The following is a 25,179-nucleotide window of genomic DNA, read 5'->3' as shown; positions in this document are numbered from 1 at the left end:
CCACGACGGCCGCCGCGGCACCCACCCCGGCGCCCGCGCTGGCGCACCTGCGGGGCACCACCCAGAAGGCCAGCCGGATCCGGCAGATCACCGCGAACAAGACCCGCGAATCCCTGCAGGCGACAGCCCAACTCACCCAGACGCACGAGGTCGACATGACCAGGCTGGTCGGGTTGCGGGCCAGGGCCAAGGCGGCGTTCGCCGAGCGCGAGGGGGTGAACCTGACCTTCCTGCCGTTCATCGCCCGCGCGGTGATCGACGCGCTGAAGATCCACCCCAACGTCAACGCGAGCTACAACGAGGACACCAAAGAGATCACCTACTACGACGCCGAGCACCTCGGCTTCGCGGTCGACACCGAACAGGGCCTGCTCTCCCCCGTCGTGCACAACGCGGGCGACCTGTCCCTGGCCGGACTGGCCAGGGCGATCGCCGACATCGCCGCGCGCGCCCGGTCGGGCAACCTGAAACCCGACGAGCTGTCCGGCGGCACCTTCACAATCACCAACATCGGCAGCCAGGGTGCGCTGTTCGACACCCCGATCCTGGTTCCGCCGCAGGCCGCCATGCTGGGCACCGGCGCGATCGTCAAGCGGCCGCGGGTCGTGGTCGACGACAGCGGCAACGAGTCGATCGGCGTTCGCTCGATCTGCTATCTCCCGCTGACCTATGACCACCGGCTGATCGACGGCGCGGACGCCGGCCGCTTCCTGACCACCATCAAGCACCGGCTGGAAGAGGGAGCCTTCGAGGCCGACCTCGGCCTGTAAGAAGGACATGCGAACGTGGCTCGCGCTGGTCAGAATTCCGTCATCGCGATTGCGGGTTCGTCCGGCCTGATCGGTTCCGCCCTGGCCGCGGCCCTGCGGGCCGCCGATCACCGGGTGTTACGGATCGTGCGGCGGGCTCCCGCGAACGCCGATGAGCTGCACTGGAATCCCGAGACCGGCGATCTCGATCCCGACACGCTCGTCGACGCCGACGCCGTCGTCAACCTGTGCGGCGTCAACATCGGCAAGCGGCGGTGGTCAGGCGCCTTCAAGCAGAGCCTGCGCGACAGCCGCATCGCCCCCACCGAGGTGCTGGCGCATGCCGTCGCCGACGCGGGTGTGGCGACCATGGTCAACGCCAGCGCGGTGGGCTTCTACGGCAACACCAAGGACCGCGTGGTCGATGAAACCGACCGCGCGGGAACGGGTTTCCTGGCCCGGTTGTGCGAAGACTGGGAGGCCGCCACGCTGCCCGCCCAGTACGGCGGCGCCCGGGTGGTGCTGGCCCGCACCGGGCTGGTGTTGTCGCCCGCCGGTGGCGCGCTGGGCCGGTTGCGGCCGTTATTCCGCACCGGGCTCGGCGCCCGGCTGGGCGGGGGGCGGCAATACGTGTCGTGGATCACGCTGGAAGACGAAGTGCGCGCGCTGTTGTTCGCGATTTTCGACGCCGAGTTATCCGGCCCGGTGAACATGACCGGGCCCGCGCCGGTCACCAACGCCGAGTTCACCACCGCTTTCGGTCGGGCGGTCAACCGCCCGACCCCGTTGCTGTTGCCCGGTTTGGCCCTCCGGGCCGCGCTCGGCGAGTTCGCCGACGAGGGCCTGCTGATGGGACAGCGCGCCATCCCGTCCGCGCTCGAGCGTGCGGGTTTCGTCTTCCACCACAACACCATTGGCGAGGCGCTCGCCTACGCCACGGCCCGGCGCGAACACGACTAGCACCGCGGCCGGACCGGACTGGGCCCGGCCCGCCCCCGCCGAGTACCGTCGCGAATGTGATCGAGTCCATCCGGTCCAGCCAGGCCTTGATCGACGTCCGCCAGCTCGGCGTTGTCGACTACCGCCTGGCCTGGCAGCAGCAACGCGATCTTGCCGACGCCCGGGTGGCCGGTGGCAGCGACACGCTGCTGCTGCTGGAGCACCCCGCGGTCTACACGGCAGGCCGGCGCACCGAGCCGCACGAACGGCCGGTGGACGGCACGCCCGTCGTCGACACCGACCGCGGCGGCAAGATCACCTGGCACGGTCCCGGCCAGTTGGTCGGGTATCCGATCATCGGCCTGGCCGAACCTCTCGACGTGGTCAACTACGTGCGGCGCCTGGAAGAGGCGCTGATCAAGGTCTGCGCCGACCTGGGCGTTGACGCGATCCGGGTGCCGGGCCGGTCGGGGGTGTGGGTGCCGGGCGGCGAGGGCCGGCCCGACCGCAAGGTTGCCGCGATCGGCGTCCGGGTGTCGCGGGCGACCACCCTGCACGGATTCGCCCTCAACTGCGACTGCGACCTGGATGCCTTCAGCGCGATCGTGCCGTGCGGCATCAGCGACGCCGGGGTGACGTCGCTGTCGGCCGAGCTGCGCCGCCCGGTGTCGGTCGAAGACGTCCAGACTGCGGTCGGCGACGCCGTCTGCGACGCCCTGGACGGCGTCCTGCCGGTCCGTGACCACCCCGACGCCCGCGTAGCATCAGCGATGTGACTGTCGCACCGGAAGGACGCAAGCTGCTGCGCCTGGAAGTGCGCAACGCCGAGACCCCGATTGAGCGCAAACCGCCCTGGATCAGGGTGCGGGCCCGGATGGGCCCGGAGTACACCCAGCTCAAGAGCCTGGTTCGGCGCGAGGGGCTGCACACGGTGTGCGAGGAGGCCGGCTGCCCCAACATCTTCGAGTGCTGGGAGGACCGCGAGGCCACCTTCCTGATCGGCGGCGACCAGTGCACCCGCCGATGCGACTTCTGCCAGATCGACACCGGCAAGCCCGCCGAACTGGATCGCGACGAGCCCCGGCGGGTCGCCGACAGCGTGCGCACGATGGGACTGCGCTACGCCACGGTCACCGGGGTGGCCCGCGACGACCTGCCCGACGGCGGTGCCTGGCTGTATGCCGAGACGGTGCGCGCCATCAAGGAACTCAACCCGTCGACCGGCGTCGAGCTGCTCATCCCCGACTTCAACGGCGAGCCCACCCGGCTGGCCGAGGTGTTCGAGTCGCGCCCGGAAGTGTTGGCGCACAACGTCGAAACCGTGCCGCGGATCTTCAAGCGGATCCGGCCCGCCTTCACCTACCAGCGCAGCCTCGACGTGCTGACGGCGGCGCGCGACTTCGGGCTGGTCACCAAGAGCAACCTCATCCTCGGCATGGGCGAGACCCCCGACGAGGTGCGCACCGCCCTGGCCGACCTGCACGACGCCGGCTGCGACATCATCACCATCACCCAGTACCTGCGCCCGTCGGCGCGTCACCACCCCGTCGACCGTTGGGTGAAGCCGGAGGAATTCGTCGAGTTCGCCCAGCACGCCGAGCAGCTGGGTTTCGCCGGGGTGCTGGCCGGGCCGTTGGTGCGCTCGTCCTATCGCGCGGGACGGCTCTACGAGCAGGCCGCCCGCAGCCGCCTCGACGATGCCGCGGCACGGTAGCGGCGTTCGTCCTTCGGCCCTACGTATTCTTTGACTATGGCTAAATCCCGCAATGCCGCTGAGAACAAGGCCGCCCGAGCGCAGGCGCAGGCCGCCCGCAAGGCCGCCGCGCGGGAGCGGCGCACCCAGTTGTGGCAGGCGTTCAACATTCAGCGCCAGGAGGACAAGCGCCTCCTGCCGTACATGATCGGCGCGTTCGTGCTGATCGTGGGCATCTCGGTGGGGGTCGGCATCTGGGCGGGCGGTCTGACGATGATCACCCTGATCCCGCTCGGGGTGGTGCTGGGCGGCCTGGTCGCCTTCATCGTGTTCGGCCGCCGCGCCCAGAAGTCGGTGTACCGCAAGGCCGAAGGCCAAACCGGCGCCGCCGCATGGGCTTTGGACAACCTGCGCGGCAAGTGGCGGGTGACCCCGGGGGTGGCCGCGACCGGCCACTTCGACGCCGTGCACCGGGTGATCGGCCGGCCCGGCGTCATCCTGGTCGGCGAGGGGGCGGCGACCCGGGTCCGCCCGCTACTGGCGCAGGAGAAGAAGCGCACCGCGCGCCTGATCGGGGACGTGCCGATCTACGACATCATCGTCGGCAACGGCGAGGATGAGGTGTCGCTGGCCAAGCTCGAGCGCCACCTGACCAAGCTGCCGGCCAACATCACCGTCAAGCAGATGGACACCCTGGAGTCGCGGCTGGCCGCGCTGGGGTCGCGGGCCGGCGCCGCCGTAATGCCCAAGGGACCGCTGCCCAACTCGGGCAAGATGCGCGGTGTGCAGCGCACCGTGCGCCGCAAGTAGCGCGCGGCTTCGCCGCTTTCACCGGCGATCGCCGCCATTGATTCAGCGACGCACCACGGCCGTCGCGGTCAGCCGATCCTGCATTCCGCGGCCATCCCAATCGGTGAACAACGCCGGGACCACCGTCCCGACCAGCACGCCGCGCACCACCGCCCGACCCAGGCCGACGGGCCCGCGGCCGTCGACCGTCACCACCTGCAGGCGCAGGGCCAGCTGGCCGGGTGTGAATCCGAACAATCGCAAAAACACCACACCCAGCACGAACCAGATCACCAGGACCGCGGTGGCCAGCGCCGGCTGGGACAACCAGCCGAAGCGCATGGCCAGCGCGGCCAGACCGTACGAGATCAGCCAGTCGATCATCAGCGCGCCCAGCCGGCGCCCCATCGGCGCGAGCGATCCCGGCCCGCTCTGCGGAAATCCGAGCTTCTCTCCCGGGTATGCGGATCGAGATTCCGCCATCATCGGCGCGGACCGCGGTCCGAATAACCGGCCGGAACGGCCTGGTAAAGAGGGCGGACGGTGCGCGCGGCCACCGGAAAAGATACGATCTTGCGATCCATGGCCCCACAATAGAACCCGCCGCCGACGCGGCCACTTTTAGCGTGTGGCATGGTCACGTAACGTGCGCGCAACATCGGGTTGACTGACGGGCAACATCTGCTCCATAGCGTCAGGCCGCGGATCTCACCAAGTAAAGGAGCATTCTGTGACGGAAACGACGCCCGACGACGTCTTCAAACTCGCCAAGGACGAAAACGTCGAATTTGTCGACGTCCGGTTCTGTGACCTGCCCGGCATTATGCAGCATTTCACAATCCCGATTTCGTTCTTCGACGAGAGCGTTTTTGAGGACGGCTTGGCCTTCGACGGCTCGTCGATTCGCGGATTCCAGTCCATTCACGAATCCGACATGCTGCTCCTCCCCGATCCCGCCACCGCGCAGATCGACCTGTTCCGCGAAGCCAAGACGCTGAACCTCAACTTCTTCGTGCACGACCCGTTCACCCTCGAGCCGTACTCGCGCGACCCGCGCAACATCGCCCGTAAGGCCGAGAACTACCTGATCAGCACCGGCGTGGCCGACACCGCCTACTTCGGCGCCGAGGCGGAGTTCTACATCTTCGACTCGGTGAGCTTCGACTCGCGCACCAACGGCTCGTTCTACGAGATCGACGCGATCGCGGGCTGGTGGAACACCGGCTCGCCGAACGAGCTCGACGGCAGCCCGAACCGCGGCTACAAGGTGCGGCCCAAGGGCGGCTACTTCCCCGTCGCCCCCGTCGACCACTACGTCGACCTGCGCGACAAGATGCTCAAGAACTTGATCACGGCCGGCTTCAGCTTGGAGAAGGGCCACCACGAGGTGGGCACCGGCGGCCAGGCCGAGATCAACTACAAGTTCAACACGCTGCTGCACGCGGCCGACGACATGATGCTGTACAAGTACATCGTCAAGAACACGGCGTGGCAGCACGGCAAAACCGTCACGTTCATGCCCAAGCCGCTGTTCGGCGACAACGGCTCCGGCATGCACTGCCACCAGTCGCTGTGGAAGGACGGCAGCCCGCTGATGTACGACGAGACCGGTTACGCCGGGCTGTCGGACACCGCCCGCCACTACATCGGCGGCCTGCTGCACCACGCGCCGTCGCTGCTGGCGTTCACCAACCCGACGGTGAACTCGTACAAGCGTCTGGTGCCCGGCTACGAGGCGCCGATCAACCTGGTCTACAGCCAGCGCAACCGGTCGGCGTGTGTGCGTATCCCGATCACCGGCAGCAACCCGAAGGCCAAGCGGCTCGAGTTCCGTTGCCCCGACTCGTCGGGCAACCCGTACCTGGCGTTCTCGGCGATGCTGATGGCCGGCCTGGACGGCATCAAGAACAAGATCGAACCGCAGGCGCCGGTCGACAAGGACCTCTACGAGCTCCCGCCGGAGGAGGCCGCCAACATCCCGCAGGCGCCCACGCAGCTGTCCGCGGTGATCGACCGGCTCGAAGAAGACCACGAATACCTCACCGAGGGCGGCGTTTTCACGCCCGACCTCATCGAGACGTGGATCAACTTCAAGCGCGAAAACGAGATCCTGCCGGTCCAGATCCGGCCGCACCCTTACGAATTCGCGCTGTACTACGACGTCTAAGTCGGCTTGACGAAACCACCCGCGTGGCAATCGCCGCGCGGGTGGTTTCGTATCTGTCGGGAGGACCGGGCCCTCGCGAACTGGTCCAGAGCGAATGGCGTCAGGCCGACGGTCCGAAGACTTTCTCCACGGTTCGGGGTATGCGTTTGACGGCGGCCGGTCCGGTGAGGGCCAACTGCATCAGGTAGCCAGGCAGGACACACAACAGCAGGTCGGTCACCGCGGCCGCGTCGCGGGCAGGGCGTTTGGGCGATCGTAAGAGCCGTGCTGCGGCGCTAATCGAGGCGCGGAGTCGTTCCGCCAGAACGGGATTGCGCATCGCCTCCGACCAGACAAGCAGCGCGATCGCTGCAAATCCATCCTCGGCATGACGGGCGGTGACGAAGTCGAGGACGGCGCCGATGGCCGCTTCGGCGGTCAAGCCATCCTCGATCGACGTGCGGATCACGTTGACAACCTGATCAAGGTTGTCGGCGGCGATCGTCTCGATGACGGCGTCCTTACTGGGAAAGTAGCGGTATACCGCGCCTGAGGACACTCCAGCCTCGTCGACGAGATCCTGCATCGAAGTGCCATGGAAGCCGTCGCGGACGAAGCACCTGCGCGCCGCGGCCAGGATGTGCGCGCGCCGTTCGGCGCGGTACTCGATTGACACCTTCGGCATCGCCACACCCTACCTCAAACGCACATGAGCGTTCGCGTTTGACGTCAGCGGGCGACGGTGACACTATAAAAACATGAGCGCTCATTCTCTTATCTGCAACTGAATGGCACGACCGCTCGGATTTAACGAGGAGACGGATCGATGAGTGATGCAGGGGGATTCGGAACTTTCGGCCGGTTTGTGGAGACGCCGGTGCACGCGATGTCACCGGAGATGAAGCAGGCTTATGACTTCACCCGCGAGTTGCGCGGGTTGGTGCCGGGTCCGCACAAGATCTGGCTGGCTAACCCGACGCTGTCCAAGACGATTGTGCCGACCGGCGCTTACTATCAGCGCGATTCGACGCTGAGCAAAGCGGAGATCGAAATTGCGACCAACCTGGTGTGCGGCCGATGGCGCAGTGCGTACGCCAGCTACGAACATGAGATCATCGGCGAGCGGGACGGCCAGCTCGACGCGCGGCGCGTCGCAGCCTTGATCGCCGGGTTGCCGACATCTTTCAGCGATTCGCGTCAGCAGGTGGTCTACGACCTTGCCTCGACATTGCTGGTAGGGCGGGTGGTTCCGATGGGACTGTACCGGCGTGCCCGGGATCTGCTCGGCGACGCCGGCGTCGTTGACGTGACGGTGCTGCTCGGCTGGTTCACCATGGTGTGCCTGACACTGAGCGCGTTCGACGTGCCCGCCGACGCTACGGGTTTGGACCAGTGAGCGCCGCCCCCGCCTTCGCCATGACCACCAGCCGCCGGGCTTCGTGGCCCGCACCTCCTGCTCTAGTTCTGAAGACACCGGAAGGTAGGACCAACCGTGCCTGATGTGCCCCTGCCCACCGTCACGGTGGCACCCGTCGCGTTCTTCCCGAAGAAGTACTTTCTGGAAAACCTGGCCGTGCGCGCTGACGGCTCCGTCTTGATCACCGCGGTACTGCAGAAAGAACTTTGGTACGTCCCGGCCGCCGAGAACGGTTCGCTGGTGGACCCGGTCTTGGTGCATCGTTTTGACCATCCGGTCACCGGCATTGTTGAGATCGCGGCCGACGTGTTCGTCCTCAGCCTCACCGAGGCCTACACGACCCACGAATCTCTGCTCGTCAGAGTCGATCTCGTCGGCTGGGTTCCCGGCGACCCTGTCATCCCGGAGACCATCTACCGGTTCGACGACCGCGTCCGCGGGCTCAACGGAGCCTGCCTGCTCGGCCCGGACGTGCTGGCGGTCGCCGATTGCTTCGCCGGCCTGATCTGGCGTGTCGACCTCGCAGGCGGCGCCGACACGGCCACCGCCGAGGTGTGGTTGACCCACGACACCATGGCCTTCGACCCCGACAGCGGCCTGCCGCCCCCACCCCAGCCGGGCGTCAACGGCGTGCGCTACAGCCCCAAAACCGGCTACCTGTACTACACCTCGACCGCACAAAAAGTGTTCATGCGCGTCGCCGTCGATCCCTCGACACGCAACCCGGCCGCGGCACCGGAGTTCGTCGCCGCGATCGACAACGCCGACGACTTCTGCCTCGACGAGGACGCCGGGTTCGCCTACGTCACCCGCCACCGCGCCAACACCATCGACCGGGTACCGCTGCAGCCGCGGCACGGCAGCGAGGTCCGTCACCTCGTCGGCGACCCCTTCGACGAAGCGCTGGTCGGACCGTCCAGCGCCACTTGGGGACGCCGCCCCGGAGAGCGCGGCAGAGTTTTCTATGTCACCACCGATGGCGGCACCACCGCACCCCCACAGGGCATCGTGCGCAACGCGGCGCTGCTGCGTGTCGCACTGGACTCAGCCCGATCCGAAACATCCGGCGCGGCGCGGCCATGACCCGGTACGGGGAAGTCGTCGACACACCAGACGCGTCCATCGAAACCTGCGTCGACGGGCACGGACCGGCGGTAGTGATCGTCCCGCCTTATGGCCGCGACGGTGGCGCCGATTTCGACGCGCTGACCGCCGCGCTCGTCGAGGCCGGCTACCGGGTGCTGCGGCCCCAGCCGCGCGGCGTCGCCCACTCAGTTGGTCCGATGAGCGAGGTCACCTTCGAAGACATGGCCGATGACCTCGCCGCTATCGATGAGCTCGCCGACGGGCCGGCGATGGTGCTTGTCCCTGACCTTTTCCACAGGATAGGTGAAACACCGTGTTTCCCTGCCCTTTTCATGTTCGTTGTCGGGTGAAAAATGTCGATTCTCGGGAATAGGAGTGCACATGATTGGTTGTGGTGAGGGATGAAAGCGATCGGCTATACCGAATTCGGTGGTCCTGAAGTCTTGCGCGTCTTGGAGTTGCCGGAGCCGCACGCGGGGCGTGGGCAGGTTCGGGTCCGTGTGCAGGCGGCGGCGGTCAATCCTGCTGATACAGCGGCCCGGTCGGGCTGGATGCAGAGGACCTATGCGCCAGACACGCTCCCTGGAGGACGCTACCCCGAACCGCCGTACGTCCCGGGATGGGACTTCTGCGGTGTTATCGACGAGTCCCCCACTGGCGCTCCGGTCGCGGTTGGCCAACAAGTTATCGGCCTCACGCTCAGCCCGATCGGCGATGTCGGCGCTTACGCCGAATACGTGGTCACCGACGAGCGCTCGATTGTACGAGCACCGAGTAACGCCACAGTCGTTGCCGCGTCCACTCTTCTCATGAATGCGGCGACCGCATACGCCATGCTCGAGGCACTAGCCGTCCCGGCCGGCGGCACCGTCGCGGTGACGGGCGCGGCCGGCGCTTTAGGCGGCTACGCCGTTCAATTGGCCAAACATCAAGGGCTGCACGTCATTGCTGATGCCGCTGCAACCGACGAGCAGTTGGTGAAGGGGTTAGGGGCGCACATCGTCGTCCGCCGCGGAGACAAGTTGGTCGACCACATTCGTGCAGCGTTGCCTGAGGGAGTCGACGGTGTCGTCGACGCCGCGCTGTACAACGATGCGATCGTTCCCGCGATCCGCGATGGCGGCGCCGCCACCTCGGGCCGCCAACACGTCGGCGCCACCGAGCGAAACATAGTGTGGCACAAGGTCTTCGTCAACGAACACACCACACGTACCGACGTTCTCAACACCCTGCGCGACCTCGTCGAGGCCGGCGTCCTGACCCTGCGGGTAGCAGACACCCTTCCCGCCGAGCGGGCCGCCGAGGCACACCGGCGGCTAGAGGCCGGCGGGCTGCGGGGTCGTCTCGTACTCACGTGGTAGCTCAGACAAGCCCGGCGCGGGCTCAGCCGCGCGAAACACCTTGTACTGATCGATCGCTGAGAGGAATCCAATGACGAAGGACTTTCGCCCACCCGACTCGTTTGGAGTGGATGACGCTGTCGACATCTCGGAATTGCTGGCTCCGTTGTCGGTGGGGTCGCTCCGGCTGCCCAACCGGTTCGCGCTCGCGCCGATGACACGCTATGCCACACCCGATGGGATCCCCACCGCGTCCTATGCCCGCTACTTTCAGCGGCGCGCTGCGGGCGGAATGGGCCTGTTGATCACTGAGTCCGCCCTGATCCCCGACCCGAGCACCGCAATGGACCTCGACATGATCAGCTACTTCCACGACGAGGCGAAAGCGGCATGGAAACCGGTGGTCGAGGCGGTCCACGACGAAGGGGCAGCAATCTTCTCCCAGTTGCTGCACGCAGGCGTCTACCGAGGCACCCATCCCACCCTCTTCCCCGATGTCCCCACAGCCAGTCCCTCCGGACTCGACTTCTACGGTGAACCGATTGGTAAGGCGTTATCCACCAACGACATCGACAACATCATCGCCAGCTACGTGAAGGCAGCCCGAGACGCGCAGTGGGCGGGCTTTGACGGCATCGAAGTGCACGGCGCCCACGGATACCTGCCGGACCTATTTTTGTGGGAGCGCACCAACCAGCGCTCAGACCAGTACGGTGGCACGTTGGCCGACAGGACCCGGTTCGCGTCCGAATTGGTCCGCGCCCTGCGTAGCGAACTCGGACCGGACACCGTGATCAGCTTCCGGTTCTCCCAATGGAAGGCCGACCTTTTCGACGCGCGGATCGCTGACACACCCTGCGAACTGGAAACGGTGCTGGGCCCGCTTACCGCCGCGGGAGTCGATATCTTCCATCCGTCAACACGCCGTCACTATGACCCGGCCTTCCCTGACCTGCCCGGCACCGACGGCCAACTCAGCCTTGCCGGTTGGACCAAGAAGATCACCGGCAATCCCACCATCACCGTGGGATCAATCGCGCTCACCAAGACCATCGGAGAATCCGGCGCCACAGCCGACGGTCACGCGGACATCGCCTCCCTGCACGCCCTTGTTCGCCAGTACGAACGCGGCGAGTTCGACATCGCCGCCATCGGGCGTGCTGCCCTGGCGAACCCCGACATAGTTCACAAAGTCCACGCCGGACGTAGCCACGAACTCATCCCCTACAACGAGCGCCAACACAAACTCATACTCCGGTGAACACCGAACGCACGACGGAACGTAATTTGCAAACGTTGAAGCGGATTCGCTGCATCGGCCGCGCTGGGATTCAGCGTGCTGAAGCGCCCATAATGGCCGCTGCTGACTTCCTGATGGGCAATACGAGTCTCATCCGCACCTGACATCCGACTGAAAGGAGTATCGCTGTGCGCGTATACCGATTCGATTACCACGGTGGGCTAGACGGTCTGCAGTTGCACGACGAAACCGTACCCTCACCGCAACGAGGAGAAGTCCTGCTGCGGATCAAAGCCGTCTCGCTGAACTACCGGGATGTCGCGATTCCGCTGGGCCGCTATGTGCGTGACGCCAAACCCGGTTTGGTGCCGTGCAGCGACGCAGTTGCCGAAGTCATCGAGATCGGTGACGGCGTCGCTGACTACCGCCCCGGCGACCGGGTGGTGGGGACGTTTCAACCCAGGTGGTTCGGTGGACCACTGCCGGCGACCGCAGAGTCCGACAGTTACGGCAGCGGACAGGACGGATGGCTCACCGAATACAAAGTGGTCTCCCAGGAATCGGTAGTCGCCGTGCCACCCGGCCTGTCGGATGAACACGCCGCCACGCTGCCCTGCGCCGGTGTCACCGCCTGGAATGCGCTAGGCGGTCCCGCACCCATCCGCGCCGGCCAAACCGTATTGACGCTCGGTTCCGGCGGCGTGTCGGTCTTCGCCGTGCAGCTGGCGAAACTGCTCGGCGCCCATGTCATCGCGACAACCTCAAGCACCCAAAAGGCGCAGGTATTGCAGTCGTTGGGGGCTGACGAGGTCATCAATTACCGCACCAACCCTCAATGGGGCCAACGGGTGCGGGAGTTAACCGGAGGTCGCGGCGTCGACCGCGTCGTCGAAGTCGGCGGGCCGGCCACCATCGAGCAGTCATTGCGGGCGGTCGCCGTGGGAGGGGAAGTAACCCTGATCGGCTTCCTGAGCGAGGACAATCCCGGCATCGACTATTTCTTGCTCAAGGGCAGCGACGCGATCACGCGGTCCATCACGGTGGGCGACCGCACAGAGCTTGAAAGTCTCATACGGGCCGTCACCACCACCGGGCTCACACCGGTTATCGACGAAATCTTCGAATTCTCAGATGCAAGAGGGGCATTCGAGCGACTGCGCGACGGAAAGCACCTCGGCAAGATCGTCATAAGGGTCAACTGAGACGGTCGCACAGACCGTCGCGTCCTGTGCTGTGGTTGATAGCCCAGCCGTGAGCGACGTCCGGTCGGCCGTATCAGGGGTGGGGACATCACCGGCGGTGCAGGTGCCGTGGCGTTTTCCGCGGTCGCGCTGTTCGCGCGGTACTACGACGCCTGGTCGGCTTGACGAAACCACCCGCGTGGAGGTTGCCGCGCGGGTGGTTTCGCATTTTGCTGCCTCGGCTGTTATCCGCGGCGCGCGCAGTCCTTGTCGGCGGGCGCTGACGGCCACGCGCAAGCGTCGATGTCCGTCGTGCTGCCGAAGCCCCCTCCGGTGAAGACCCCGAAAGCGTTGCCGTTTCTGGCGGTATACGTGGCCCCACCGCCGCCCGGCCCGCCACCGGCGCTGTCGACGATCAGCGTCCAGTTCATGCTCAACAGCGCGGTCTTGTAGGCGCTCATCACGTCGGTCGAAGATCCGTTGACGAAGAAGTGCGAACGGATGCCGCCGTCATGAATGGGATCGGGGCCGTCGGTTCTGTTGGTGGTCGCCGGCGTCGGGATCAGCGACCGCAGATACGCGACGGCGGCAGCGGTAGTGGCCTGCGACACGATCGTGGTGACCGTGTTGGTGTGGGTCCCACCCGTGGTCGTCGAGATGCCCGCATACGGTGAACCACCGCACGCTGCCGTCACCACTCCGGCGGCCGCGGCCGCAACGCAGATAGTGGGGCGCATCTGGACTCCGTTCGGGGCAAGGGTTCCCGAAACATATGCGATGGCGAGGCGCGCCAGCGTGCCTTCGCCGCCGGTTAGGTGCCCCGCGGCGCCGAATTAGGTGTCGTCTAGCCGTCGAGCGCGAGGTCCTTGCGGAAGCGCTGCATGCCGTCGATCTTGTCGTCCAGGCTGGCATCGGGCCCGGAGTAGAACATCCACGGCATGGTGATGATGCCGGTGATGCCGGCGTCCTCGACGCGTTGGTAGTCGGCGGTGGTGAACGCGTCGGTCAGCGGTGTCAGGATGGTGAAATCGTCCATGGTCAAACCGCTTTCGGCGCGCATCTCCCGCAGCCGGCCGACCGCCTCGATGGCCCGCTCAGACTTGATCAGATCTCCGATCCAGCCGTCGTTGCGGGCGGCGCGGCGCAGCGCGATGTCGGACAGGCCACCGACATACACCGGTATCGGGGGCGGAGTGGGTTGCATCTCCAGCCGCGGCGCTTGGTAGAACTGGCCGTCGAACTCGGTCCAGCCCGGCGACCACAGCGCCCGCATCAAGTCGATGATTTCATCGGTGCGCTTGCCGCGGGCCTCGAATCGCTGCCCCATCAGAGCGAATTCCTCGCGGCACCATCCCACGCCGATGCCCAGCTCCACTCGGCCGGACGCCAGAACCGCCGCGGTGCCAATGGCTTTGGCCGCCGAATACGGGTTGCGCATCGCGGGGATGTAGACGGTGTTGACGAACCGCAACCGCGTGGTGACCTGGGCCAGCGCACCGACAAGCACCCAGGGGTCGGGCCAGTCGGTGAACGGCTGCCAGCGCCGTTCCCCGTCTTTGGTGTACGGGTAGGGGGTGTCCAGGGTCTCCAGGTTGACGACGTGATCGGGAATGCCGATCCCGTCGTAGCCGAGCTCGTCGGCCGCCTTGGCGAGCTCGATGATCTCGCGGGTGTTCAGGAAGGCGCTGCTGATGTAGAACTTCACTGCGCCTCCTGCGCCCAGGCCGGCTCGATGAAGACGCCGTCGGCCTCGACGGTGACGCCGGTGGCATCCGAAATCGTGCCGCGCGCAAAGACTTTGCGCCCCTCCTTGCCGTCGACCCACGCCTCGCAGCGGAGCGGGCCCAGCGGGGTGCCACGCAGGTACTTGACGGTGATGGTGCCGGTGAAGCGGGCCTTGGACAGCCCCTCGCTGGCCGCCTCGCCGAGCATGTGGTCGAGCACCAGGGCGCTGACGCCGCCGTGCACCAGCTTGGGCGGACCCTCGTAGGCCGAGCCGAGGGTGAACTCGCTCCAGCAGCGCCCGTCGCCCTCGGGGTGCACGACGATCGGCGGGGCGATGGGGTTGCATACGCCGATCGCGGCGTTGCCCAGCGGCAGCGGGCGGCCGTTGACGCGGTAGCTCACCCCGAGCGGGCGGGTGCGTTGCCGCAACGACGCGGTGACGGCCTCGACCGCCCTCTTGGCCTCGGCGACGGCGTTGTCGTCGGCCTCGGTCCGGATGGTGGCGTCGACGAGCTCGCGGACCGCGTCGGCCAGCGGAGCGTACAGCGCGGTCACGCGATCGGCCTCCGCCGCGCTGAGCACCTCGAATGTGGCGTCCAACGCGCCGGCTTCCTGACTCAACTTCCAAACACCTTGCGCACCACCGCTTTTGCTCGTCGCGTCACCCGAAGATAGTTGTCCAGGAATTCCCCGCCCTCATCGGTCGGCCACCCCGCGGCCACGGCGACCGCGTTGAGCTGGCGCCCGGGCCCGGGCAGCTGGTCGGTGGGCTTACCGCGGACCAGCACCAGCGCGTTGCGGGCCCGGGTGGCGGTCAGCCAGGCCTGCCGCAGCAGTTCCACCTCGTCGGCGGGCACCAGGTCGGCCGCGGCGATCGCGTCCAGGCACTGCAGCGTCGAGGTGTTGTGCAGCGCGGGAATCTCGTGCGCGTGCCGCAACTGCAGCAGCTGCACGGTCCATTCGACGTCGGCCAGTCCCCCACGGCCCAGCTTGGTGTGCGTGTTGGGGTCCGCACCGCGCGGCAACCGCTCGGAGTCGACGCGGGCCTTGATGCGCCGGATCTCCTGCATCGCCTCGGCGGACACCCCGTTGGCCGGATACCGCGTCTTGTCGACCATCAGCAGGAACCGCTGCCCCAGCTCCGCGTCGCCGGCGACCGAGTGCGCGCGCAGCAGCGCCTGGATCTCCCAAGGCTGCGCCCACTGCTCGTAATAGGCGGCATAGGACGCGAGGGTGCGTACCAGTGGACCGTTGCGGCCCTCGGGCCGCAGGTTGGCGTCGACCTCCAGCGGCGGGTCGACGCTGGGCGTCCCCAGCAGCGCCCGAATCTGTTCGGCGACACCCGTCGCCCAGCGCACCGCCGCGGAATCCTCGACACCGGGCGCCGGTTCGCACACGAACATCACGTCGGCGTCGGACCCATAACCCAACTCGGCGCCGCCCAGCCGGCCCATCCCGATGACCGCGATCGCCGCCGGCGCCTTACCGTCCTTGGGCAGGTTGGCCCGGATCATCGCGTCCAGCGCCGCCTGCAACACCGCCACCCAAACCGAGGTCAGCGCACTGCACACGTCGGTGACCTCGAGCATGCCGAGCAGGTCGGCGGACGCGATGCGGGCCAGCTCGCGGCGCCGCAGGGTGCGCGCCCCGGCGATCGCCCGCACCGGGTCGGAGTAGCGGCTGGCCGAGGCGACCAGCGCGCGGGCCACCGCGGCGGGCTCGGTGTCGAGCAGTCTGGGCCCGGACGGCCCGTCGCCGTAGTCCTGAATCACCCGGGGGGCGCGCATCAGCAGCTCCGGCACGTATGCCGAGGTGCCCAGCACGTGCATCAGCCGGCGGGCCACCGCAGGCTTGTCGCGCAGCGTGGCCAGGTACCAGCTCTCCCCGGACAGCGCCTCGGACAGCCGCCGGTAGGCCAGCAGTCCGGCGTCGGGGTCCGGCGTGTACGACATCCAGTTCAGCAACCTGGGCAGCAGCACCGACTGCACCCGGCCGCGCCGGCCGCTCAGGTTGACCAGGGCCGACATGTGCTTCAACGCGGACTGCGGACCCTCGTAGCCCAGCGCCGCCAGCTGGCGCTCGGCCGCTTCGGAGGTCATGCCGCGGGCGATCTCCAGCCCCGGCGGGCCGATCGACTCCAGCAGCGGCTGATAGAAGAGCTTGGCGTGCAGCTGGGACACCCGCAGGTTCTGGTGCCGCAACTCCTCACGCAACACCCCGGCCGCGTCATGGCGCCCGTCCGGCCGGATGTGGGCGGCCCGCGCCAGCCAGCGCACTGCCTCCTCGTCCTCGGCCTCGGGCAGCAGGTGGGTGCGCTTGAGCCGCTGCAGCTGCAACCGGTGCTCGAGCAGCCGGAGGAACTCGTAGGAGGCGGTCAGGTTGGCCGCGTCCTCGCGGCCGATGTAGCCACCCTGGCCCAGCGCGGCCAGCGCGGCCACCGTCGACGCCACGTGCAGCGAGTCGTCGCCGCGGCCGTGCACCAGCTGTAGGAGCTGCACGGCGAATTCCACGTCGCGCAACCCGCCGCTGCCGAGCTTGATCTCGCGGCCGCGGACCTCGGAGGGCACCAGCTGCTCGACCCTGCGGCGCATCGCCTGCACCTCGACCACGAAATCCTCACGCTCGCAGGCGACCCAGACCATCGGCATCAGCGCGTCCAGGTAGCGCTGGCCGAGCCCCGCGTCGCCCACCGCCGCACGGGCTTTCAGCAACGCCTGGAACTCCCACGTCTTCGCCCAGCGCTGGTAGTAGGCGATGTGTGACTCGACGGTGCGCACCAGTTCCCCGCTGCGTCCCTCCGGCCGCAGCCCCGCATCGACCTGAAAGAAGGCCTCGGAGGCCAGCCGCATCATCTCGCCGGCCACCCGGGTGGTGACCGGGTCGGCCTGCTCGCCGACGAAGATGACGTCGACGTCGCTGACGTAGTTCAATTCGCGGGCACCGCATTTGCCCATCGCGATGACCGCCAGCCGCGGCGGCGTCTTATCGCCGCACACGCTCTTCTCGGCCACTCGCAGCGCGGCGGCCAGCGCGGCGTCCGCCAGGTCCGACAGGTGGGCCGCCACCACGGTGAACGGGACCACCGGTTCGTCCTCCACCGTCGCGGCCAGATCCAGCGCGGCGAGCACCAGCAGCTGGTCGCGGTACAGGGTGCGAAGGCGCACCATCGCCGAACCCGGCGCCGCCAGCGCCTCGTCGACGCATTCGGTGAACATGTCGCACAGCTGGTCGTGGGTGGGCAGTGTGACGTTGCCGCGCAAGAGTTTCCAGGACTCCGGCTGGGCGATCAGGTGATCGCCCAGGGCCAGCGACGAGCCGAGCACGCCGAACAGCCGGCCGCGCAGCGGACGTTCGGCCAGCAGGGTCGCGTTGAGCTGATCCCATCCGGCGTCGGGGTTCTCCGACAGCCGGACCAGGGCGAGCAGCGCGGCGTCGGGATCAGCCGCGCGCGACAGCGACCAGAGCAGGTCGACGTGGGCCTGGTCGTCGTGGTCGTACCAACCCAGCTGCGCCATGCGTTCGGCCGCTTGCGGATCGACCAACCCGAGCCGGCCGACGCTGGGCAGCCTGGGACGCTGCGTCGCGGGTTTGGTCACGCCCACGACCGTAGCGCAAGCCGCCGGCGTTCAGCCTGATCGGCGCTCGATCCGGGTCAGAGCGACAGGTAGGTGTTCAGCTCGTATGGGGTGACGTGGCTGCGGTAGTTGGCCCACTCCGTGCGCTTATTGCGCAGGAAGAAGTCAAAGACATGCTCCCCCAAGGTTTCCGCGACCAGCTCGGAGGACTCCATGGCGCGCAGCGCGCTGTCCAGGCTCGTCGGCAGCTCGCGGTAGCCCATCGCGATGCGTTCCTCGGCGGTCAGGTCCCACACGTTGTCCTCGGCCTGCGGCCCCAGCACGTAGCCCTTCTCCACCCCGCGCAGCCCGGCGGCCAGCAGCACGGCGAACGTCAGGTACGGGTTGCACGCCGAGTCGGGGCTGCGGACCTCGACGCGCCGCGACGACGTCTTGTGCGGCGTGTACATGGGCACCCGCACCAGCGCGGACCGGTTGGCTGCACCCCACGACGCGGCGGTGGGCGCCTCGCCGCCGCCGACCAGCCGCTTGTAGGAGTTGACCCATTGGTTGGTGACGGCGCTGATCTCCGAGGCATGCTCGAGGATCCCGGCGATGAAGGACTTGCCCACGTCGGAGAGCTGCAGCGGGTCGTCGGGGCTGTGGAACGCGTTGACGTCACCCTCGAACAGGCTCATGTGGGTGTGCATGGCGGAGCCGGGGTGCTGCCCGAACGGCTTGGGCATGAAGCTCGCGCGGGCGCCGTTCTCGATCGCGACCTCCTTGATGACGTAGCGGAACGTCATCACGTTGTCGGCCATCGACAGCGCGTCGGCGAAGCGCAGGTCGATCTCCTGCTGGCCGGGCGCGCCCTCGTGGTGGCTGAATTCCACCGAGATGCCCATGAATTCCAGGGCGTCGATCGCGTGGCGGCGGAAGTTGGAGGCCGAGTCGTGGACGGCCTGGTCGAAGTAGCCGGCGTTGTCGACGGGGACCGGCGGCGTGCCGTCGTCGTGGCCCGGCTTGAGCAGGAAGAATTCGATCTCGGGGTGCACGTAGCAGGAGAAACCCAGGTCGTTGGCCTTCTGCAGCTGGCGGCGCAGTACGTGCCGCGGGTCCGCCCACGACGGCGATCCATCCGGCATGGTGATGTCGCAGAACATCCGCGCCGAGTGGTGGTGGCCGTTGGGCGAGGCCCACGGCAGCACCTGGAAGGTGGACGGGTCGGGGTTGGCCACGGTGTCGGATTCCGAGACCCGCGAGAAGCCCTCGATCGAGGAGCCGTCGAAGCCGATGCCCTCCTCGAAGGCGCCCTCGAGCTCGGCCGGGGCGATGGCGACCGACTTGAGGAAACCGAGCACATCGGTAAACCACAGCCGAACGAAGCGGATGTCTCGTTCCTCGAGGGTGCGGAGGACGAATTCCTTCTGTCGATCCATAACTCGAACAGTATGCAACGGCTGTTAACTCTGTGTTACCGATGCCCGCTCAGAAGCGTTGCGAAGCTTGCCGGGCGCTGGTCAGGACTGGCAGCGGTAGGCGGCCGGCGGCGGCGTGCCGGCGACCAGATAGCGGACGACGGCGTTGTCCACGCATTGGTGGCCGTTGAACACCGCGGTGTGCTGCGTCCCGTCGTAGGTGATCAGAGGGCCGCCCAGCTGGCGGGCCAGGTTCACGCCGGCCTGATACGGCGTGGCCGGATCGTGCGTGGTGGAGACGACGACGACCTTGCCGGCGGCCATCGGCGGCGCGGCGTGCGGCGCCAACGTCGCCGGCACCGGCCACAGCGCGCACAAATCGCGGGGAGCGTTTCCGGTGAACTGCCCGTAGCTGAGGAACGGCGCGGCCTGGCGGATGCGCTGATCGGCACTCACCCAGCTGGCCTGGTCCGTCGGATTCGGCGCGTCGACGCAGCGGATCGCGTTGAACGCATCCTGATCGTTGGCGTAGTGCCCGTTCTTGTCGCGCCCGTCGTAGTCGTCGGCGAGCAACAGCAGGTCGCCGGCGTCGGTGCCGCGCGCCAGGCCGAGCAGGCCGCTGGTCAGGTACTTCCAGTGCGCCGGCGTGTAGAGCGCGTTGATGGTGCCGGTGGTCGCGTCGGCGTAGCTCAGGCCGCGCGGGTCCGCGGTGCGGCCCGGCTTGGTCGCCAGCGGGTCGACCAGCGCGTGGTACCGGCTGACGAATTGGGTCGGGTCGGTGCCCAGCGGGCAGCCCGCCGAGCGGGCGCAGTCCGTGGCGTAGTCGTTGAAAGCGGTTTGGAATCCTGCCATTTGGTTGACGTTCTCGTCGATCGGCCCGACGGTCGGGTCGATGGCGCCGTCGAGCACCATCGTGCGCACGTGGTTGCTGAACTTCTCCAGATAGGCGGTGCCCAGCTCGGTGCCGTAGCTGTACCCCAGGTAGTTGATCTGGTCGTCGCCCAGCGCCTGGCGGACGGCATCCATGTCGCGGGCGACCGAGGCGGTGCCGGTGTTGGCCAGGAACGCCGTGCCCATCCGGCTGACACACTGCTGGGCCAGCTGCCGGTAGAGCTGCTCGATATGCGCCACCCCGCCGGGGCTGTAGTCGACCATCGGCTCACGCCGGTACGCGTCGAACTCGGCGTCGGTGCGGCAGCGCAGCGCCGGGGTGGAATGGCCCACCCCGCGCGGGTCGAAGCCGACCAGATCGAAGTTGCGCCGGACCGGAGAGCTCTCCAGGTTCGAGGCCATCGCGGCCACCATGTCGACCGCCGAACCGCCGGGTCCGCCGGGGTTGACCAGAAGGGATCCGATCCGTTGACCTGATGCGGGAATCCGGATCACCGCCAGCTTGGCCTGCCCGCCGCCGGGGTTGTTGTAGTCGATCGGGACCGACACGGTGGTGCACTGTGCGGTGGGGATATCGCTTGTGTCATCGACGAATTGGCCGCAACTTCCCCAACCCTGCGGCACCGCCGCCGACGGCGGATTCGGGCCCGGCGTCTGCCCCGCGCCGGGTTCCGGCGTGGCGACGGCCGCGGGCGGCGCGAGGACGCAGGGACCACCGAGCAGCAGCCCGAATGAAAACAGCGCCGAGCTCAGGGATCTCAGGCGCGACATGGCTGTCATCGTTGCAGCCCCGGGTACCCGTGACAGCGCGAAACGGTTACGCCTTGGTCTCAGCTGCCATCCCCGCCAAGCGTGCAACCACGGCGAAGGATCGACGAAAACCTCGCCGTGAGTACACGTTCGGCGTCAGCGTGATCGACCGGTCAGCACTTGGCGCCGTCGGGCGGGATGGACCCGCCGACCAGATACGCCGTGACGTAGTTGTCGATGCAGCCGTCGCCCTGGAAGACCACGGTGTGCTGGGTGCCGTCGTAGGTGAGCAGCGAGCTGCGCAGCTCGTTGGCCAGATCGACGCCAGCCTTGTACGGGGTTGCCGGATCGTGGGTCGTCGACACCACCACCGTGGGCGCCAGGCCGGGCGCGGAAATGGTGTGCGGCTTGCTCGTTGGCGGCACCGGCCAGAACGCGCAGGTACCCAGCGGGGCGTTGCCGGTGAACTGCCCATAGCTCATGAACGGCGCGACCTCGCGGGAGCGGCGGTCTTCGTCAACCACCTTGGCGCGGTCGGTGATCGGCGGCTGGTCCACACAATTGACCGCCACCCGCGCGTCGGTGGCGTTGCTGTAGTGGCCGTGCGAGTCGCGGCGCATGTACATGTCGGCCAGGGCGAGCAGGGTGTCGCCGTGGTGGTCGACGAGTTCGGACAGGCCGTCGGTCAGGTGATGCCACAGGTTCGGTGAGTAGAGCGCCATGATGGTGCCGATGATCGCGTCGGAGTAGCCCAGTCCGCGTGGGTCGTTCGTCGGGATTGGATGGCTGACCATGGGGTTGTTCGGGTCGACCATCGGGTCGACCAGGCTGTGGTAGACGTCCACCGCCTTGGCCGGGTCGGTGCCCAGCGGGCAGGTCGGCTGCTTGGCGCATTCGGCGGCGTAGCCGTTGAACGCGTCCTGGAATCCCTTGGCCTGACGGAGGTCTGCTTCGATCTGGTCGGCGTTGGGGTCGACGGCGCCGTCGAGGATCATCGCCCGCACGTTGTGCGGGAAGGCCTCGGCGTACGCCGAGCCGATCCGGGTGCCGTAGGAGTAGCCGAGGTAGGTCAGCTTCTCGTCACCGAGCGCCGCGCGGATGGCGTCGAGATCCCGTGCGACGTTGACGGTCCCGATGTTGGCCAGGAAGTCCTTGCCCATCTTGTCGATGCAGCGGCCGACGAACTGCTTGGTTTCGTCTTCCATGTGGGCCACGCCCGCCGGGCTGTAGTCGACGTTGGGCTCCGTACGCAACCGGTCGTTGTCGGCGTCGGAGTTGCACCAGACCGCCGGACGCGACGCTCCCACTCCGCGGGGGTCGAAGCCGACGAGGTCGAATCGTTCGCGGACCTTCTTGGGCAACGACTGGACGACACCGAGGGCGGCTTCGATGCCGGACTCCCCCGGCCCGCCGGGGTTGATCACCAGCGAGCCGATCTTGTCTCCGGTCGCGGGGAAACGAATCATGGCCAGCGTCGCCACGTCGCCGTCGAGGTGCTCGTAGTCGACCGGCACGGCCAGTTTGCCGCACAACGCGCCGGCCGGGAGTTTGACCTTTGGGTTCGCGGCGCGGCACGGCGTCCACTCCACCGCCTGGCCCAGCTTCGGCCCGGACATGACGGCCCGTCCGACCACCACGCGGACACACCCCGCCAGAAGCAGCGCGACGGCAGCCATCGACGTCCAGATCAGCAGCGTGCGCGCGATCTTGGCGCGGCGAGACAGGCCCATGCCAACCTATGCTGCCAGAGGAAAGCTGAGATCATGATTAGCGGCACCGCCGCCCGGCTACCGCGCGAGCGCGAGCAGCTCCTCCATCCCCACCGCGAAGTCATCGGCCATCTCCCACAAATCCGGCAGCAGATCGGGGCAGGCGACAAGTCCGATGTCGAGTTTGCCCAGCAGCGACATCGCGGTGATGTTGAGTCCCGAGCCGTGAAATATCGGCCCCAGCGGATACATCGATTTGACCTCGCAGCCCAGCATGTACAGCGGAACCTGCGGTCCCGGCACGTTGGAGACCACCAAATTGTGCACGGGCATGCTGGCGGTGAATCGGGTTCTGGCGTAGATCCGCATCGCGATGCCGAAAACCGCCGGGGCGGCGAATTGCGACCAATCCTGCAGCAGTGACGCACCGATAGCTGAACTGTGTTCTTTGGCAACCGAATTCGCCCGCGCGATGGCTTTCAGCCGTTCCACCGGATCGGTGATCTGGGTGTGCAGACTGGAAAACATCGCCGATACCTGATTGCGGCCGGGCCGGTCGGATTTGCCGTGCACCGAAACGGGGACGGATGCCACCAATGACGAATCCGGCAATTCATTTCGGTCCGTCAGGTATTGGCGAAGCACGCCCGAAACCAATGCCATCACGACGTCGTTGACTTTGACGCCGAAATGGTTCTTCACCCCTTTGATGTCGTCCAGATCCAATTCGGCATAAGCGACGTTGCGGCGGTCGGTGATCCTGGCGTTGAAAACGGTTCCGGGCGCCGCGAAGGGACGGGCCATGGCCACGCCTTCGCGCGCGCGTCGCACCGTGGCGAGCACCGACGAGACGGTGTCGGGCACCACGTTGGCCAGGTGCAGCGGCCGGGCCGCGAAGCGGACGAAGCCGCCGGCCGCGATCTGCCAACCGTTGGCTCCGCCGACGCCCTCGGCCGGCTCCGGGGCGGGGGCGTCGGCTTCGGTCGCGCACAACTGCGACATCAGGTTGGCGCCGGTCACCCCGTCGACGCCGGCGTGGTGCACCTTGGTCATCACCGCCAGCCGCCCTCCGAGACCGTCCGAGCGGTGGCAGTCCGTGCCAGCGACGCCTTCGATGACCCACATCTCCCAGAGCGGCCGGTCACGGTCCAACGGCCGCTCGGCGATGTGGCCGCAGATTTCGGAGAGCTCGGCCCGCCCTCCCGGCGCGGGCACCGCGATGCGATGCAGGTGGCGATCGATGTTGAACTTCTCGTCGTCCACCCAGACCGGGTGGTCCAGATTCAGCGGACTGTTCGCGAGCTTTTCGCGGAACGCCGGGATCGCCTTGATGCGGAGCGCAAGAGCGTCGCGGAGCCGGGCGAAGCTGTAGCCGCCCGGCACGGTCGACGTGTCCAGCTCGATGATCGAGCACACATGCATGGGCTGTGACGAGGTCTCCAGGTACAGGAAGCTGGCGTCCAGTCCACTCAGCCGCTGCATGCGCGAATGGTATGTCTCACACCGCCGCGCCGGTGCAACTGCGCAAAAGAAATGGCAGAATCGAGTAGTCCGACGAACCCGGGGACCCGTAACGGCCACGAGGATCGAACCGACCACCATTAGGGACAATGATGTCTGAGCACAACGTTTACGGTGCCAACTCACCTGCGCAGCCCGAAAAGCCGCGGACCAAGATTCGCACCCACCACCTGCAGAAGATGAAGGCCGAAGGCCACAAGTGGGCCATGCTCACGGCCTACGACTATTCGACCGCCCGCATTTTCGACGAGGCCGGTATCCCGGTGCTGCTGGTCGGCGACTCGGCGGCCAACGTGGTGTACGGCTACGACACCACCGTGCCCGTCTCGATCGATGAGTTGATTCCGTTGGTGCGCGGCGTGGTGCGGGGCGCCCCGCACGCGCTGGTCGTCGCCGACCTGCCGTTCGGCAGCTACGAGGCCGGGCCGGCCGCCGCACTGGCCGCCGCAACCCGGTTCATGAAGGAGGGCGGCGCGCACGCGGTCAAGCTCGAGGGCGGTGAGCGGGTGGCCGAGCAGATCGCCTGCCTGACCGCCGCCGGCATCCCGGTGATGGCGCACATCGGGTTCACCCCGCAGAGTGTCAACGGCCTGGGCGGCTTCCGGGTGCAGGGCCGCGGCGACGCCGCCGAGCAGACGGTGCACGACGCGATCGCCGTCGCCGAGGCCGGCGCGTTCTCCGTCGTCATGGAGATGGTGCCGGCCGAACTGGCCACCCAGATCACCGGCAAGCTGACCATCCCGACCGTCGGCATCGGCGCCGGACCCAACTGCGACGGCCAGGTCCTGGTTTGGCAGGACATGGCCGGGATGAGCAGCGGCAAGGCCGCTCGCTTCGTCAAGCGGTTCGCGGACATCGGCGAAGAATTGCGCCGGGCCGCAACGCAATATGCGCACGAGGTGGCCGGCGGGGTCTTTCCCGCCGACGAGCACTGCTTCTGATCCGTACGTAGACCGGTTGCGGTGTTTTGCGCGGTCACGTCGCCAGTCTGAAGTTCGCGCCTGGTTGACACGTTATCCCCGTCACTATGA

At 67.4% G+C, this 25,179-nt stretch carries 23 protein-coding genes; 13 read left to right on the top strand and 10 right to left on the bottom strand.

Annotated elements, in window-relative coordinates; genetic code table 11:
* The 5 genes from sucB to A5760_RS01035 form a co-directional block, all read left to right on the top strand.
* A partial coding sequence (sucB, locus tag A5760_RS01055; RefSeq protein ID WP_064877235.1) for a 2-oxoglutarate dehydrogenase, E2 component, dihydrolipoamide succinyltransferase occupies positions 1-770 on the top strand: 770 nt, incomplete at its 5' end.
* 15 nt (positions 771-785) lie between these two features.
* Positions 786-1,709, top strand: a complete 924-nt coding sequence (locus A5760_RS01050; RefSeq protein ID WP_064877234.1) for a TIGR01777 family oxidoreductase — start codon at positions 786-788, stop codon at positions 1,707-1,709.
* A gap of 56 nt (positions 1,710-1,765) precedes the next feature.
* Positions 1,766-2,464, top strand: a complete 699-nt coding sequence (gene lipB / locus A5760_RS01045) for a lipoyl(octanoyl) transferase LipB (protein WP_064877233.1) — start codon at positions 1,766-1,768, stop codon at positions 2,462-2,464.
* Positions 2,461-3,402 (top strand): lipoyl synthase, encoded by a 942-nt coding sequence (lipA, locus tag A5760_RS01040; protein ID WP_064877232.1) that lies wholly within the window; start codon positions 2,461-2,463, stop codon positions 3,400-3,402. The genes lipB and lipA overlap by 4 nt, the downstream gene beginning before the upstream one ends.
* Before the next feature lie 36 nt (positions 3,403-3,438).
* Positions 3,439-4,191, top strand: a complete 753-nt coding sequence (locus A5760_RS01035; protein ID WP_064877231.1) for a DUF4191 domain-containing protein — start codon at positions 3,439-3,441, stop codon at positions 4,189-4,191.
* A 42-nt stretch (positions 4,192-4,233) separates the two neighbouring features.
* On the opposite strand, the gene A5760_RS01030 is transcribed toward A5760_RS01035, so the two are convergent.
* Entirely contained in the window at positions 4,234-4,656 is a 423-nt protein-coding gene (locus A5760_RS01030; protein WP_064877230.1) for an RDD family protein, read from the bottom strand.
* Positions 4,657-4,900: 244 nt separating this feature from the next.
* On the opposite strand from A5760_RS01030, the gene glnA (A5760_RS01025) reads away from it, so the two are divergent.
* On the top strand, positions 4,901-6,337 hold the full coding sequence (gene glnA / locus A5760_RS01025; protein WP_064877229.1) for a type I glutamate--ammonia ligase: 1,437 nt from the start codon (positions 4,901-4,903) through the stop codon (positions 6,335-6,337).
* 100 nt (positions 6,338-6,437) lie between these two features.
* Here the strand turns inward: glnA (A5760_RS01025) and A5760_RS01020 are convergent, their stop codons facing one another.
* Positions 6,438-7,001, bottom strand: a complete 564-nt coding sequence (locus A5760_RS01020; protein WP_064877228.1) for a TetR/AcrR family transcriptional regulator — start codon at positions 6,999-7,001, stop codon at positions 6,438-6,440.
* Positions 7,002-7,142: 141 nt separating this feature from the next.
* On the opposite strand from A5760_RS01020, the gene A5760_RS01015 reads away from it, so the two are divergent.
* From A5760_RS01015 to A5760_RS00990, 6 genes are all read left to right on the top strand, one after another.
* Positions 7,143-7,712, top strand: a complete 570-nt coding sequence (locus A5760_RS01015; RefSeq protein WP_064877227.1) for a carboxymuconolactone decarboxylase family protein — start codon at positions 7,143-7,145, stop codon at positions 7,710-7,712.
* Between the two features lie 96 nt (positions 7,713-7,808).
* On the top strand, positions 7,809-8,816 hold the full coding sequence (locus A5760_RS01010; protein ID WP_064877226.1) for a hypothetical protein: 1,008 nt from the start codon (positions 7,809-7,811) through the stop codon (positions 8,814-8,816).
* On the top strand, positions 8,813-9,169 hold the full coding sequence (locus A5760_RS01005) for an alpha/beta fold hydrolase (RefSeq protein WP_064877225.1): 357 nt from the start codon (positions 8,813-8,815) through the stop codon (positions 9,167-9,169). Before A5760_RS01010 ends, A5760_RS01005 begins: the two co-directional genes overlap by 4 nt.
* A gap of 51 nt (positions 9,170-9,220) precedes the next feature.
* Positions 9,221-10,180 carry an NADP-dependent oxidoreductase gene (locus A5760_RS01000; RefSeq protein ID WP_064877224.1) on the top strand — a complete coding sequence of 320 codons (960 nt, stop codon included), beginning with the start codon at positions 9,221-9,223 and terminating at the stop codon, positions 10,178-10,180.
* A 70-nt stretch (positions 10,181-10,250) separates the two neighbouring features.
* Positions 10,251-11,420, top strand: coding sequence for a 12-oxophytodienoate reductase (locus A5760_RS00995; protein ID WP_064877223.1), 1,170 nt, complete (start codon positions 10,251-10,253; stop codon positions 11,418-11,420).
* 215 nt (positions 11,421-11,635) lie between these two features.
* Positions 11,636-12,601, top strand: a complete 966-nt coding sequence (locus tag A5760_RS00990; protein WP_231122511.1) for a zinc-dependent alcohol dehydrogenase family protein — start codon at positions 11,636-11,638, stop codon at positions 12,599-12,601.
* 224 nt (positions 12,602-12,825) lie between these two features.
* Here the strand turns inward: A5760_RS00990 and A5760_RS00985 are convergent, their stop codons facing one another.
* The 8 genes from A5760_RS00985 to A5760_RS00950 all read right to left on the bottom strand — a co-directional run bounded on the left by A5760_RS00985 (position 12,826) and on the right by A5760_RS00950 (position 24,109).
* Positions 12,826-13,317 carry a hypothetical protein gene (locus A5760_RS00985; RefSeq protein ID WP_064877221.1) on the bottom strand — a complete coding sequence of 164 codons (492 nt, stop codon included), beginning with the start codon at positions 13,315-13,317 and terminating at the stop codon, positions 12,826-12,828.
* A 107-nt stretch (positions 13,318-13,424) separates the two neighbouring features.
* Complete coding sequence (locus A5760_RS00980; RefSeq protein WP_064877220.1) at positions 13,425-14,285, bottom strand: TIGR03619 family F420-dependent LLM class oxidoreductase; 861 nt, start codon at positions 14,283-14,285, stop codon at positions 13,425-13,427.
* Positions 14,282-14,926, bottom strand: a complete 645-nt coding sequence (locus tag A5760_RS00975) for a PaaI family thioesterase (RefSeq protein ID WP_064877219.1) — start codon at positions 14,924-14,926, stop codon at positions 14,282-14,284. The genes A5760_RS00980 and A5760_RS00975 overlap by 4 nt, the downstream gene beginning before the upstream one ends.
* The gene (locus tag A5760_RS00970) at positions 14,923-17,907 is read right to left on the bottom strand and encodes a bifunctional [glutamine synthetase] adenylyltransferase/[glutamine synthetase]-adenylyl-L-tyrosine phosphorylase (protein ID WP_064877218.1); all 2,985 of its coding nucleotides are present in this window, start codon (positions 17,905-17,907) and stop codon (positions 14,923-14,925) included. Before A5760_RS00970 ends, A5760_RS00975 begins: the two co-directional genes overlap by 4 nt.
* 50 nt (positions 17,908-17,957) lie before the next feature.
* Positions 17,958-19,298 carry a type I glutamate--ammonia ligase gene (gene glnA, locus A5760_RS00965; RefSeq protein WP_064877217.1) on the bottom strand — a complete coding sequence of 447 codons (1,341 nt, stop codon included), beginning with the start codon at positions 19,296-19,298 and terminating at the stop codon, positions 17,958-17,960.
* An 81-nt stretch (positions 19,299-19,379) separates the two neighbouring features.
* Positions 19,380-20,948 carry an alpha/beta hydrolase gene (locus A5760_RS00960; RefSeq protein WP_155764153.1) on the bottom strand — a complete coding sequence of 523 codons (1,569 nt, stop codon included), beginning with the start codon at positions 20,946-20,948 and terminating at the stop codon, positions 19,380-19,382.
* 143 nt (positions 20,949-21,091) lie between these two features.
* Positions 21,092-22,648, bottom strand: coding sequence for an alpha/beta hydrolase (locus tag A5760_RS00955; RefSeq protein ID WP_064877215.1), 1,557 nt, complete (start codon positions 22,646-22,648; stop codon positions 21,092-21,094).
* A gap of 57 nt (positions 22,649-22,705) precedes the next feature.
* Positions 22,706-24,109: a WS/DGAT/MGAT family O-acyltransferase gene (locus A5760_RS00950; protein ID WP_064877214.1), complete on the bottom strand. Its 1,404-nt coding sequence runs from the start codon at positions 24,107-24,109 to the stop codon at positions 22,706-22,708.
* A gap of 131 nt (positions 24,110-24,240) precedes the next feature.
* Here A5760_RS00950 and panB point away from each other — a divergent pair, with 131 nt between their 5' ends.
* Positions 24,241-25,089, top strand: a complete 849-nt coding sequence (panB, locus tag A5760_RS00945) for a 3-methyl-2-oxobutanoate hydroxymethyltransferase (RefSeq protein WP_064877239.1) — start codon at positions 24,241-24,243, stop codon at positions 25,087-25,089.
* Positions 25,090-25,179 lie beyond the last annotated feature (90 nt).

Origin of the sequence: Mycobacterium colombiense (assembly GCF_001665835.1) — a bacterium.
Classification (GTDB): Bacteria; Actinomycetota; Actinomycetes; order Mycobacteriales; family Mycobacteriaceae; genus Mycobacterium; species Mycobacterium colombiense_A.
Note: the sequence above shows the minus strand (reverse complement) of the source record. Positions and strands in the feature narration are given on the sequence as shown.

Coding starts and splice junctions, on each gene's coding strand:
- A5760_RS01035 (WP_064877231.1), top strand. CDS start 3,439: ATGGCTAAATCCCGCAATGCCGCTGAGAACAAGGCCGCCCGAGCGCAG.
- A5760_RS01030 (WP_064877230.1), bottom strand. CDS start 4,656: ATGATGGCGGAATCTCGATCCGCATACCCGGGAGAGAAGCTCGGATTT.
- A5760_RS01020 (WP_064877228.1), bottom strand. CDS start 7,001: ATGCCGAAGGTGTCAATCGAGTACCGCGCCGAACGGCGCGCGCACATC.
- A5760_RS01015 (WP_064877227.1), top strand. CDS start 7,143: ATGAGTGATGCAGGGGGATTCGGAACTTTCGGCCGGTTTGTGGAGACG.
- A5760_RS01005 (WP_064877225.1), top strand. CDS start 8,813: ATGACCCGGTACGGGGAAGTCGTCGACACACCAGACGCGTCCATCGAA.
- A5760_RS01000 (WP_064877224.1), top strand. CDS start 9,221: ATGAAAGCGATCGGCTATACCGAATTCGGTGGTCCTGAAGTCTTGCGC.
- A5760_RS00995 (WP_064877223.1), top strand. CDS start 10,251: ATGACGAAGGACTTTCGCCCACCCGACTCGTTTGGAGTGGATGACGCT.
- A5760_RS00985 (WP_064877221.1), bottom strand. CDS start 13,317: ATGCGCCCCACTATCTGCGTTGCGGCCGCGGCCGCCGGAGTGGTGACG.
- glnA (WP_064877217.1), bottom strand. CDS start 19,298: ATGGATCGACAGAAGGAATTCGTCCTCCGCACCCTCGAGGAACGAGAC.
- A5760_RS00960 (WP_155764153.1), bottom strand. CDS start 20,948: ATGACAGCCATGTCGCGCCTGAGATCCCTGAGCTCGGCGCTGTTTTCA.
- A5760_RS00955 (WP_064877215.1), bottom strand. CDS start 22,648: ATGGGCCTGTCTCGCCGCGCCAAGATCGCGCGCACGCTGCTGATCTGG.
- A5760_RS00950 (WP_064877214.1), bottom strand. CDS start 24,109: ATGCAGCGGCTGAGTGGACTGGACGCCAGCTTCCTGTACCTGGAGACC.
- panB (WP_064877239.1), top strand. CDS start 24,241: ATGTCTGAGCACAACGTTTACGGTGCCAACTCACCTGCGCAGCCCGAA.